Annotated in this window: 10 protein-coding genes; 8 read left to right on the top strand and 2 right to left on the bottom strand. The window is 60.0% G+C overall.

Annotated elements, in window-relative coordinates:
• Nucleotides 1-8: 8 nt before the first annotated feature.
• Nucleotides 9-464 carry an Lrp/AsnC family transcriptional regulator gene (locus MCRY_RS09990; RefSeq protein ID WP_085629349.1) on the bottom strand — a complete coding sequence of 152 codons (456 nt, stop codon included), beginning with the start codon at nucleotides 462-464 and terminating at the stop codon, nucleotides 9-11.
• A 132-nt stretch (nucleotides 465-596) separates the two neighbouring features.
• Here MCRY_RS09990 and ilvC point away from each other — a divergent pair, with 132 nt between their 5' ends.
• Together ilvC and MCRY_RS09980 are read left to right on the top strand one after the other, a co-directional pair.
• On the top strand, nucleotides 597-1619 hold the full coding sequence (ilvC, locus tag MCRY_RS09985; protein WP_085629348.1) for a ketol-acid reductoisomerase: 1023 nt from the start codon (nucleotides 597-599) through the stop codon (nucleotides 1617-1619).
• 371 nt (nucleotides 1620-1990) lie between these two features.
• A complete protein-coding gene (locus tag MCRY_RS09980; protein WP_085629347.1) occupies nucleotides 1991-2920 on the top strand; it encodes a DMT family transporter in 930 nt (309 codons plus the stop codon).
• On the opposite strand, the gene MCRY_RS09975 is transcribed toward MCRY_RS09980, so the two are convergent.
• Nucleotides 2904-4625, bottom strand: a complete 1722-nt coding sequence (locus MCRY_RS09975; RefSeq protein ID WP_085629346.1) for a serine protease — start codon at nucleotides 4623-4625, stop codon at nucleotides 2904-2906. The genes MCRY_RS09980 and MCRY_RS09975 overlap by 17 nt on opposite strands.
• 153 nt (nucleotides 4626-4778) lie before the next feature.
• On the opposite strand from MCRY_RS09975, the gene MCRY_RS09970 reads away from it, so the two are divergent.
• From MCRY_RS09970 to MCRY_RS09945, 6 genes are all read left to right on the top strand, one after another.
• Nucleotides 4779-5708, top strand: a complete 930-nt coding sequence (locus MCRY_RS09970; RefSeq protein WP_085629345.1) for a glycine--tRNA ligase subunit alpha — start codon at nucleotides 4779-4781, stop codon at nucleotides 5706-5708.
• Nucleotides 5708-6409 carry an FkbM family methyltransferase gene (locus MCRY_RS09965; RefSeq protein ID WP_085629344.1) on the top strand — a complete coding sequence of 234 codons (702 nt, stop codon included), beginning with the start codon at nucleotides 5708-5710 and terminating at the stop codon, nucleotides 6407-6409. Before MCRY_RS09970 ends, MCRY_RS09965 begins: the two co-directional genes overlap by 1 nt.
• Nucleotides 6410-6412: 3 nt before the next feature.
• The gene (locus MCRY_RS09960; RefSeq protein ID WP_085629343.1) at nucleotides 6413-6940 is read left to right on the top strand and encodes a DUF6446 family protein; all 528 of its coding nucleotides are present in this window, start codon (nucleotides 6413-6415) and stop codon (nucleotides 6938-6940) included.
• On the top strand, nucleotides 6940-9186 hold the full coding sequence (gene glyS, locus MCRY_RS09955) for a glycine--tRNA ligase subunit beta (RefSeq protein WP_085629342.1): 2247 nt from the start codon (nucleotides 6940-6942) through the stop codon (nucleotides 9184-9186). Before MCRY_RS09960 ends, glyS begins: the two co-directional genes overlap by 1 nt.
• Nucleotides 9187-9230: 44 nt before the next feature.
• Nucleotides 9231-11810 carry a putative PEP-binding protein gene (locus MCRY_RS09950; RefSeq protein ID WP_085629341.1) on the top strand — a complete coding sequence of 860 codons (2580 nt, stop codon included), beginning with the start codon at nucleotides 9231-9233 and terminating at the stop codon, nucleotides 11808-11810.
• Between the two features lie 209 nt (nucleotides 11811-12019).
• Complete coding sequence (locus tag MCRY_RS09945) at nucleotides 12020-12628, top strand: cell wall hydrolase (protein WP_139834094.1); 609 nt, start codon at nucleotides 12020-12022, stop codon at nucleotides 12626-12628.
• Nucleotides 12629-12695: the final 67 nt, after the last annotated feature.

Genomic DNA, 12695 nt, shown 5'->3' with positions numbered 1-12695 from the left:
AGCGGCCCCTAAATTGGAAGTGTCTCGTCGAATTTCACGCGGGCGACATGCATCAGGGCTTCTATATCGGCGATATGCGGCAGGGTCAGAAGCTTGTCACGGTAGACCTGTTGATAATGAGGCATGTCGCGGGCAATGACGGACAGGCGCGCGTCCACCTGACCAAGGAAGGTCTGCGCCTCGATTACCTCGGGCACCTCGCGGGCGCCGGCGAGGAATTCGTCAAAGGCGCGGGGTTGCGTCTTGTCCAGCGTCACACGCAGGCTGACTTCGACCGTATAGCCAAGCGCAGGCCAATTGATTACGGCGCGCACGGCGCGAATGACGCCAGCCTCGCGCATCTTGTCGATACGGCGCGCCAGCGTGGTGGGCGTGACCCCTGCCCTGTCAGCCAGATCGGCGGTGGGCAGATCGGGGGCGGCCTGAAACTGGCGCAGGATTCGGAGATCGGTGGCATCAAGCATGAAATCTCTGTATATCTTAAATTCTGAGAATGAAATCCCCGCTTATCCGCAAAGAAGCGCGTAATTCGCCACCTCTCTAAGCTGGAAATCCCTATTGTGCGCTGCAATTGAAACGCAGACGAGGGAAATACCATGCGCGTTTATTACGATCGCGATTGCGACATCAACCTGATCAAAGACATGAAAGTGGCCATTCTGGGCTACGGCAGCCAAGGCCACGCCCACGCGCTGAACCTGCGCGACAGCGGTGCCAAGAACGTTGTCGTCGCCCTGCGCGAAGGCTCGGCCTCGGCCAAGAAAGCCGAAGGCGAAGGCCTGAAGGTCATGGGCATCGCCGAAGCGGCGGCCTGGTGCGACCTGATCATGTTCACAATGCCCGATGAACTTCAGGCAGAGACCTACAAGAAATACGTACATGACAACCTGAAGGAAGGCGCGGCAATCGCGTTTGCCCACGGTCTGAACGTGCATTTCGGCCTGATCGAACCCAAGCCGGGTGTGGACGTCGTCATGATGGCACCCAAGGGTCCGGGCCACACGGTACGCGGCGAATACACCAAGGGCGGCGGAGTTCCGTGCCTTGTCGCTGTTCACAACGACGCGTCGGGCCGCGCGCTGGAAATCGGTCTGAGCTACTGCTCTGCCATCGGTGGCGGTCGTTCGGGCATCATCGAGACCAACTTCCGCGAAGAGTGCGAAACCGATCTGTTCGGCGAACAGGCGGTTCTGTGCGGTGGTCTGGTCGAGCTGATCCGCATGGGTTTCGAGACCCTTGTGGAAGCAGGCTACGAGCCGGAGATGGCGTATTTCGAGTGCCTGCACGAAGTGAAGCTGATCGTGGACCTGATCTACGAAGGCGGCATCGCGAACATGAACTACTCGATCTCGAACACGGCCGAGTACGGTGAGTATGTCTCCGGCCCGCGCATCCTGCCCTACGACGAGACAAAGGCGCGGATGAAAGCGGTTCTGACAGACATCCAGACTGGCAAGTTCGTGCGTGACTTCATGCTGGAGAATGCCGTTGGACAGCCGTCGTTTAAAGCGACACGCAAGATCAACGACGAGCACCAGATCGAAGCCACCGGCGAAAAGCTGCGCGGCATGATGCCGTGGATTTCGGCGGGCAAAATGGTCGACAAAGCAAAGAACTGATCCGGGTTTCAGACGGGCTGCGCCCGTCTGACCCATGTGGGGGGACGCTGTCCCCCCACTCCCCCCTGAGGTATTTCAGGCCCAAAGAAGCGCCAAGATTGGGCGCAGGTGATACCCGGACGGCCCACTGCCGGGGCTGACTGCTTACAGGCCGTCCTTGAGTTGCAGAATGCACCAGGCCAGTAAGGCCAGAAGCAGGATGATCGGGATGATGAAAAACGCGTCCATATTGTCCTCCTGTTGGGATTTTTCTTTTACTCTAGGCCGTTGCTGATCGGCCTTATCAGGTTTACACAGCATCCCGATCCTGTGGCAGATGCAACCACCCCGGCTGCATTTGTCGGACAGACTGCTTTGGATGCCTCATTTCTATGCACACTCAACCCGAGATCACCCCAGCGAATTGGGGCATGGTCGCGACCCTTGGTCTGGTCTGGGGCGCAACCTTTCTGTTCATCGAGCTGGCGTTGGAGGGCATCACACCGTTCTGGCTGGCCGCAGGGCGCATCGGATTTGCGGCCCTACTGGCGGTCGCCATTTGGCAATTGCGTGGCGGGCGGTTGTTTCTGACCCAGGACACGAGTTGGGGCGCGCTAGCGGTATCGGGTCTGTTCAATTCAGCCGTTCCCTTCATGCTGCTCAGCTGGGGGCAGCAAACGGTAAGCTCGGGCTTTGCCGGGGTGTCGATGGCGTCGGGCGCGTTGATCATGCTGCCTTTGGCGCATCTCTTTGTTCCGGGCGAACGGATCACGACGCGCCGTCTGATCGGGATGCTGGTCGGCTTTGCCGGTGTGACGGTGCTGTTGGGTGGGCAGGCCTTTACCTCGAGCGGTGATCCGTTGGAGCCGTTTGGTCGGCTGGCCTGCATTGGCGCGGCGAGTTGTTATGCGATCAGTTCGGTGCTGATGCGCCGCCTGCCGCCAGTTGATCCGTTTGGCTTGGCCGCGATGGCTCTGGTGTTCGGGTCGATGCTGGTCATTCCTGCGGCCTTTGTCGTTGAAGGCCCGCCGCCGCTGCCGGACACCCGCACCTTGTGGATCGTCGCCCTGCTTGGGCTGATCCCGACTGCCGGGGCGAACATGTTACGTATTCTGGTGATCCGCAGCGCTGGTCCGGTGTTCATGTCGCTGGTCAGCTATCAGGTGCCAATGTGGTCGGTGATCCTGGGCATCGTCATTCTGGGCGAGCCGTTCCGCCCCGCATTGTTGGTGGCGATGGGGTTGATCCTGCTTGGTGTTTTGCTCAGCCAATGGGGTGCGCTGAGCAGGTTGTTCGGGCGCGGGGTCACTCCCAACAGCTGACGAGCACTGTCATTGCCGTGGCTTTGGCGGTGAGATCCACAGGGTCGAGCCGTGCAAGGCCGCTTGTGACCTGCGGCGAGACACCGGCGCTGGACAACACTTGCTGAAGTGCTGCGCTGTTGGTCGCGAAGTTCACATCATCAGGCAATTGGCGACCTCCAGCATCGTGCGGAACCAACATACCGATCACGGCACCGCCATCGTCAAGCACAGGACCACCCGCGTCGCCATCAAGCGTGCTAATGGCCAGACGGGACAGCGTGTCTTCACCGTTCAATCCACTGAGGTCCGACAGACGACCAAAGGTCATTGTTGCCGACGGCAGCACGCCACCAAACGAAAAGCCAGCAACGGCGATCTCGGATTGCAGACGCGGCGTACCATCGCGGAATTGAGCGATGTCGTTCGGAGCCAAGGGCTGTGTCGCCCGCAACACGGCGACGCCAAGTGATGGATCGGTCGTCATAACTTCGGCGTTGTAGTCACTGTTGAGCGTGATCCGGCCACAATTGGCGACGGCTGTGTCTGTGGTGACCACCCTGCCCTGGCGGTCGACAAAGAACCCTGACGCGGTGAGCTTTGGCTTGCGTATGGCAAGACCGGCCAACAGATCGACGCTCTGGCTATCCTCAGCGATCACGGCGGGGTCGAGCACGCCGTCGATGGGTGCGAAGCTTGATTGCATCGCGGCCAAAACACGGGTGCGGCGTTCTTCGTCGCCTGCAGGCCAGACCAGCACAAAGCCCTTGATCGCGCCGCCTTCCAGCCGCGCTTCGGTGTGAGATACGATACGGCTGTTCTGTCCGGTAAGGGTAAATCTGTCACGGTTCCGGTCACGCGGACCATCCAGCGGCACGATGTCGAGCGTTTGCATGATCTCGTAAAGGCCAGCCAGGCGGTCCTGATCGCCCGGCTGGCTGATCAGCAGGACGCGCGCGCTATCAACGGCACCAGTCGGTTCGAAATGCGCAAATGGGCTGTCGTAACGGTCAAACGCCACAGCACCCAGCGGAAGGTCGATGGCGATACCTGCTCTTGTCTCACGGATGGATCGAATGTCCATGCCTTCCAACACTGCATTGTACTGGCGGAACAGTTCGGCACGCTGGGCCGTGGTCAGGATGCCCGTGTCTTCGAAGCCGTTGGATTGCTGCCACGCGCTCATCGCAGACCGGGTGCCCCGGCCAAAAGCACCGTCAATGCTGGAATTGTAAAATCCCGCCCAACGCAGAGCGATTTGCAGCGCTTCACGTTCTTCGCGGTTCAACAACGCTTCTGACGCGCGGGCTTCGCGTGGGGTCTCATCAGCGGCTTGCGGATCGGGTTCGGGCGCGATTGCGATCTCAGGCACAGTGATCGACGGGACCGTGGCGGGCCCTGCGCCAATCGGCCATATGCGCTGGCCATAGCGGTCTGGCCCTTCCAGATAGCTGTCACTGGGGATCAAACGCTGCGCACGCAGGCTGCGCAATACGCGCCCAGCCTCGTCTCGGGGATAGGGCCCAAGAGCGATACCGTACCACCCCCGCCCCAGATCAAATCCGTTCACATCGGGCAGGATGGCGGCGTAATCGCGCAAACGGTCTTCGGCGACGGACAAACTAGGCTGCGCTTCGATCTGCACATAAACGCTGTCTTGCGCCAAGGCCGACTCCCCCCAAATCATCAGGGTCGCGATCATCGAAAACAAAAACTTGCGCACCATTCTTCTGCCACCTGCCGAAAAAACCTGTTTCAGGCACATGCTCTAACAAGATTGCGCCGACACTGGAACGCGAAAATTAGACCCTCGCACGCAATTGACCCTTGGACCCCATGGCCCTAATCAGACGCCAGTGCAAACCGGGGTGACATCGCAATGGATCAGACCATCACGAAGCCGCGCAGTTTTCAGGAGATCATCCTGCGGCTGCAGTCCTATTGGGCCACCAAAGGCTGTGCCGTGATGCAGCCGTACGACATGGAAGTCGGTGCCGGTACGTTCCACCCCGCCACCACGCTTCGGTCATTGGGATCAAAGCCTTGGGCCGCCGCATATGTGCAGCCCTCGCGCCGCCCGACCGACGGGCGCTACGGCGAAAACCCGAACCGTCTGCAGCATTATTATCAGTATCAGGTGCTGATCAAACCGTCGCCGCCCGACCTGCAAGAGCTGTATCTCGGGTCATTGCGGGCCATCGGGATCGATATGGCGCTGCATGACATCCGCTTTGTCGAGGACGACTGGGAAAGCCCGACGCTGGGCGCGTGGGGGCTGGGCTGGGAGGTCTGGTGTGACGGCATGGAAGTGTCGCAATTCACGTATTTTCAACAAGTTGGCGGGCATGACTGCCATCCGGTGTCTGGCGAACTGACCTACGGGTTGGAGCGGTTGGCGATGTATGTGCTGGGCGTCGATCATGTCATGGACATGCCCTACAACGACCCGGACGCGCCAATTGCGCTGTCTTATGGCGATGTGTTTCGTCAGACCGAACAGGAATATTCGCGCTGGAATTTTGACGTGGCGGACACGGATGTGCTGCTGCGGCACTTTGAGGAGGCCGAGGCGGAATGCGCACGCATCCTGGAACAAGCCGAGGACGACCCCAAGACCGGCAAGCGCATTGTTATGGCCCATCCGGCCTATGACCAGTGCATCAAGGCCAGCCACATCTTCAACCTGCTCGATGCGCGCGGTGTGATCTCGGTTACGGAACGGCAAAGCTATATCGGCAGAGTGCGGGCGCTGGCCAAGAGCTGCGCCGATGCGTTTGTGATGACCGAAGCTGGGGGATATGCCGCCTGATGGCACAGGCCAACCGAAATACGCCACTGCGCCGGGCCAAGTACAGCCTGATGCAGCACCTGCCGGGAGAGCTTGGGCTGAAATACCGCCGCAAGCTGCGCAAGCTGTATGCGCCCGCGGCAGAGGCAGCGTTTCGAGAGGCGTTGACCGGGGCTGCGGGTAAAATCTGCGTCGACCTCGGGGCAAATCTGGGCCAGCACACCCGCACAATGGCCGCCCACGCCGCCAAGGTCTATGCATTCGAGCCAGACCCATGGACGGCCGCCGAATTGCGCACGCGGTTGGCGGATGTGCCCAATGTAGAGGTGATCGAGGCGGCTGCAGGGACAGAGGACGGGACATTTCCGTTGTATCGTACGTCGTCCTTTGACGCCGACCCGGTTGAGCAATCGCAATCGTCGTCGCTCATGGCGCAGAAGCGCAATATCGACACGGCCAGCGCTGTGGATGTCAAAGTGATCGACTTTCCCGCCTTTCTGGACGCGCTCGACGGTGAGATCGCGGTGATCAAAATGGACATCGAAGGGGCCGAGGTTCCGCTTCTGGAAGCGCTTTTTGACCATCCAGTCAGAAAGCGGATCGGCCACCTGTTTGTCGAAACCCACGAGAGCCGCATCCCCGACCTTTTGGCGCGCACCGACGCGCTGCGGGCGCGTGCAGAAGCAATGACGCAACCGCGCGTGAACATGGATTGGAAATAGGCAATGACCGGCAAGATCCTCACTATCGTCATAGCCGTCAGCGCGCTGATTGCGGGTGTGGCGATGTACTACCTGCAGGTGTACGCCTATTACGAAACTGTGACGCCCAACGGTGTCGATGATGTTCAACTGACCACGCTGAACGGAACGCACGAAACAATCCTTTATGAGGATTTTCAAGCGATTGACAGCGAAAGCTCACCCATCAGGTTCAGAGCCTGCTTTACAACTCAAACACCGCTATCGACGCTGACATCTACCTATGAGCAATACATCGGATCGTCCCCGCGCAACGCCCCGGGATGGTTTGAATGTTTCGATGCCAATTCCATCGGCCAAGATATCGACAATGGCCGCGCTCAGGTGTTCACCAGCCAGCGCAACCTCGAATTCGGCATCGACCGCGTGGTCGCCATCACCGAAGACGGACGCGGCTATATCTGGCACGAAATCAACGAATGCGGGGACAAGGCCTATGATGGCAGCCCCTTGGGCGAAGACTGCCCAGAACGCGAAACTGGAGGCAATTGATGCCCGACCTTCTGATCGAGCTTTTTTCCGAGGAAATCCCGGCGCGCATGCAGGCCAAGGCCGCTGACGACCTAAAGTCGCGCGTGACCAATGGCCTGGTCGAAGCGGGTCTGACCTATGCGGGGGCTGCGGCCTATGCGACGCCGCGCCGTCTGGCGTTGAGGGTGGATGGGCTGACCGAACGGTCGCCGGATGTGAAAGAAGAGCGCAAGGGCCCGCGCACCGACGCAGCCGAAAAAGCCATTGAGGGGTTCCTTCGTGGTGCGGGTGTATCGCGCGAGGATCTGATCGAACGGGACGAAAAAAAAGGCCGCGTGTTCTATGCGGTGATCGAAAAGCCGGGCCGCCCTGCCGCCGAGATCGTGGCAGATGTGCTTGAAGATACGATCCGCAACTTTCCATGGCCCAAGTCGATGCGCTGGGGTGCCGGGTCATTGCGTTGGGTGCGTCCTTTGCACCGGATCGTTTGCGTGCTGTCGCGCGAAGACGGGTCCGAAATTGTGCCGCTGGACGTGGATGGGATCGTGTCGGGGCGCACGACCGAAGGCCATCGCTTCATGGCACCGGGCACAATCGATGTGTCCGGCTTTGACGACTATGAAGCCAAGCTGAAGCGTGCGCATGTGGTGCTGGACGCGGGCGAACGCGCCGAGGCGATCTGGCAGGACGCCACCAATCAGGCATTCGCAAGCGGGCTTGAGGTGGTCGAAGACAACGGGCTGCTGGCCGAGGTGGCTGGGCTTGTCGAATGGCCCGTGGTTCTGATGGGTGAGATCGGGGAGGATTTCCTTGGTCTGCCACCCGAGGTGCTTCAGACCTCGATGAAGGAGCATCAAAAGTTCTTCTCGGTTCGCAACCCAAAGACGGGCCGGATCGAACGGTTCATCACCGTGGCGAACCGCGAAACCGCCGATCATGGCGCCACGATCCTTGCTGGCAACCAGAAGGTGCTGTCGGCGCGGCTGTCAGATGCAAAATTCTTTTGGGAAAACGACCTGCGGGTGGCCAAAACGGATGGCCTAACCGCGTGGACGGACAGCCTGTCGAACGTGACCTTCCACAACAAGCTGGGATCGCAGAAGGCCCGGATCGAACGGATTGCTGCACTGGCGCGGGAATTGGCGCCGGTTGTTGGTGCAGATGCGGAACTGGCGGAACAGGCGGCGCGTGTGGCCAAGGCTGATCTGGCGTCGGAAATGGTCTATGAATTTCCGGAACTTCAGGGGCTTATGGGGCGCTATTACAGTGACGCCGCAGGATTGCCGCCCGAAGTCGGCGCGGCCTGTCAGGAGCATTATTCACCGCTGGGGCCGTCTGATGATGTGCCCTCTGCGCCGGTATCCGTGGCGGTGGCGCTGGCGGACAAGATCGACACGCTGACCGGGTTCTGGGCGATTGACGAGAAACCCACTGGGTCAAAGGACCCATTTGCGCTGCGCCGTGCCGCGTTAGGGGTTATTCGGTTGATGTTGGAGAATGAGCTTACGCTTGAACTGAATAAAACAATTATTAATGGAGCGGCTCGCAACCACTTCGACATGTACTATGGCTCCAAGGAAAAAGCTCTGGAAAAACTGGAGAGCTTAGGCGGTGCCGAAATCCACGAAAACATAATTGAAGATGCAGCAGACAGTTTTGCGAAGTCTGTTAGAGCATTCGATCCAGATGATCCCGAAGAATACGCGATCCATCAATTCCCTGAATTGTTTACAATAGTTGCCCCAAATCTCCTCTCCTTCTTTCACGACCGCCTCAAGGTCTACCTCCGCGATCAGGGCGTGCGGCATGACGTGATCGACGCCTGCATTGCGATGCCCGGCAATGATGATCTGGCTCTTTTGGTTACGCGGGCCAAGGCGTTGCAGGCAGTGCTTGAGACCGAGGATGGCGAGAACCTTGTTCAGGGGTTCAAGCGGGCCAACAACATCCTGACGCAGGCCGAAGAAAAAGACGGCGTCGAATACTCGTTCGGCGGTGACCCAAAGTTTGCCGAAGACGCAACCGAAACCGCGCTGTTCGAGGCACTGGCCACAGCCGAGGGCAAGATCACCCCGGCGATACAGGCGCAGGATTTCAGCACCGCGATGGCCGCGATGGCAGACCTTCGCGGTCCGGTCGATGCGTTCTTCGAAGCGGTGCAGGTCAATGCAGAGAACCCGGTTCTGCGGCGCAACCGCCTTAACCTTCTGAGCAGCATTCGCAGCACCTGTCTTCGGGTTGCCGATCTAACAAAGATCGAGGGATGACACCTGCGCTGTAAACGCCACTTGTCAGAGCGTCCACCGGACGTATGCTGCGTGCACATTCAAGAGGTGCTGCGGTGCAGAAACCAAGTCCTGACAACCCGGATGTGACGCTGATCACACCGACATCGCCCATGTCCACGCCGACCCACGGCGGACGGGCGAAGTGTTTGCAGCGCCTTGTGCGGCTTGACCTACCAGTGCCGCGCACGGTGGCGCTGTCTTTTACGTCGGTGCATCAGATCGCGTCAGGATATCGCCCGGATGTGACAGATATTCTTTCAGAATTCGACCCGAACGCCCTGCTCTGCGTGCGTCCGTCTTCTGAAGACCCCGATTGGGGCGGTCCAGGTGCGGTTCTGAATATCGGGATGAACGACGCACGCTATGTCGATCTGTGCGACCAGATCGGCACCCAAGCCGCGACCGAGATCTACCTGCGCTTTGTGATGAATTACGCGGTTGACGTGGCGCGTCTTGATGCCGAGGTGTTCGACGAAATTAACGGCGAAGGCCATGACGCGTTGACCGAGGCGTTGCAGCTTTACGAGGAGGAGGCGGAAGAGCCGTTTCCACAAGACCCGGCGGTGCAACTGGCCGAAATCCTGCGGTCGATGGCGCGCGCTTGGGAAGGCACGACCGCGCGACTCTTGCGTCAGGCTAAGGGCGCGCCAGTGGATGCGGGACTGGGCCTTGTGGTGCAGGAAATGGCGTTGGGTCTGGGCAGCGGAGAATGTGGATCTGGCGTGTTGCAGCTTGTGAATCCATTTACCGGGCTGCCTCAGGTCACGGGACGGTATCTGAGCCAAAGTCAGGGTCGCGAAGCACTGGATGGCGGGGCCGCGTCGATTTTCCTTGAGAAAGACCCGCGCGGTCCGTCGCTGGAAGAACTGGCGCCCGAGGCATTTGCCGCATTGAAGGAACATGCGGCGTTGATGCGTGCGCGATTGCGCGAAGAAATGCAGATCGAGTTCACCATCGAGAACGGCAATCTGCACATTCTGGACGGGGTGCGCGTGGAGCGCAGCGCACGGGCGGCGTTGCGGATCGTCGTGCGGCTGGCTGAGGACGAGATCATCACACGGCAAGAAGCGGTGATGCGGATCGAACCGCGCGCATTGTCGGAACTGTTGCACCGTCAGGTGGCGGCAACCGCAAAGCGCGACATTCTGGGGTCGGGCATTGCCGCCAGCCCGGGCGCTGCGACCGGAAGGATCGTGTTTTCTTCGGAAGCGGCCCAGGCCGGGGCCGCACGCGGCGAACCTTGCGTTCTGGTGCGCCGCGAAACCAGCCCCGAAGACATTCGCGGCATGCATGTGGCTTGCGCCGTGCTCACGGAACGCGGCGGCATGACCAGCCACGCGGCGGTGATTGGACGAGGCCTGGGCCTTCCTTGTGTCGTGGGGGCCGCCAGTCTGCGGTTCCACGTCAAGCGCAAGCAGTTGGTGGCGACCGATGGTCGGGTGCTTAAAGAAGGTGACGAGATCACGGTAGACGGCACCAATGGTCAGGTGCTGGCCGGCTCGGTCGAGATGATCGAAGCGACACTGGACGAGACCTTCCGCACCTTCATGAGCTGGGCCGATGCCGAACGCGATATCGGTGTGCGGGCCAATGCCGACACGCCAGCGGATGCCAAGACCGCGCTGCATTTCCGCGCGCAGGGGATCGGGCTGTGCCGGACCGAACATATGTTCTTCGAGGCCGAACGCCTGACACCGATGCGGGAAATGATCTTTGCGCAAAACCGGGAGGACCGGCAAGCGGCGCTGGAACTGGTGCTGCCAATGCAACGCGCGGACTTTCTGGAACTGTTCCGCATCATGCAGGGCCAGCCAGTGTGTATCCGACTGTTTGACCCGCCCCTACACGAATTCCTGCCCACAAGCCGCGCCGGACAACGCGAACTCGCCGAGGCGCTCGACATTCCGGTAAGCGACGTGACCCGGCGCATCGACAGCCTTTCGGAATATAACCCGATGTTGGGGATGCGAGGCGTGCGTCTGGGGATCACGGTGCCCGAGATTTACGACATGCAGGCCCGCGCGATCTTTGAAGCGACAGTTGAGGCAGCCAAGGAAGGCATCACCATTGTGCCCGAGATCATGGTGCCCCTCGTGTCGGCCAAGCGCGAGGTCGAACTTGTACGCGGCCGGGTCGAGGCGGTGGCGGCAGCGGTGCGCACCGAGAACAGCGCCGATTTCACCTACCGTCTGGGCGTCATGGTCGAGACCCCCCGCGCCTGTCTGCGGGCCGGTGACATCGCCGAGCACACGCATTTCCTGAGTTTCGGCACCAATGACCTCACACAGATGACCTACGGCCTGTCGCGCGACGATGCGGGGCGGTTCATGTCGGAATATGTGCGTCAGGGCGTGTTCAGCGAAGACCCGTTCCACATTCTTGATACCGAAGGTGTGGGCGAATTATTGCGGCTTGGCGTGGTGCGTGGCCGGGCTGCAAAACCCAACGTGGTGCTGTCGATTTGCGGCGAACACGCCGCGCATACCGAATCAATCGCCTTCTGTCGGGCGGCGGGATTCGACTATGTCAGCTGCTCTCCGTTCCGGGTTCCGGTGGCACGTCTTGCCGCAGCACAGCTTGCGTTGGCCGACAAGATCGGGTAGGATTAGGCAAGTTTCGGCCTAAATGTTGCCGACATCCCCGAATGGGCATCGGCCATGCACAAGGTGCATGGGCGTTAAACTTGTTAAAATCCCAATAATTCTATAACAGCCCGTCGAATGCGCGGCGCTGCTACATTTTTATGCAACGCGTCGCCACCCACAACGCCGCGAGATCAACACTCGGTATGACGAGATTGTTTGCTTTAATTATGGCCGCCATCATTGCGGCCACACCGACATTGGCAGAGCGTACCAAGGAAGCCGCACAAGAGCTTCTGAACCAAGAAAAATCCGTTTTGGCGTCCGCAGGGCAATCGCATCTGACATCGCTGGTGACACCTGTGTCCCGCAACGCCGCAATTTACAATGCTTCATGGCTGAACGCCCAAGACGCCGCTGCCGGTGGCGCGCAATGGGAATGTCTTGCCGAGGCGCTTTACTTCGAAGCGCGCGGCGAGACCATCAAGGGCCAGTTCGCTGTCGCCGAAGTGATCATGAACCGCGTCAAGAGCGGCCGCTTTCCCAACAGTGTCTGCGGTGTGATCAATCAGGGCACCGGCAAGAAATATCAGTGCCAGTTCACCTATACCTGCGACGGTATCCCTGAACGTATCCGTGAGCCCAAGGCATGGGACCGGGTCGGCAAAGTCGCCCGCGCCATTCTTGATGGCCGCGCCCCGATGAACCTGACCGACGGGGCCACCCACTACCACACCACCGCCGTGCGTCCGCGCTGGTCGCGCACTTACACCAAAACGGCCTCCATCGGTGTGCATGTGTTCTACCGCCACACGTGGCGCGTCAGCTCGAACAGCTGATCTACAGAGGGGCTTTTGCCTTTGGGATGTCGCGAGCGGTGGCTAAAATGCCCCTTCGTGGCATTTT

This window comes from Marivita cryptomonadis (genome assembly GCF_002115725.1).
Lineage (GTDB): Bacteria > Pseudomonadota > Alphaproteobacteria > Rhodobacterales > Rhodobacteraceae > Marivita > Marivita cryptomonadis.
This window is presented reverse-complemented; position numbering and strand designations above follow the sequence as displayed.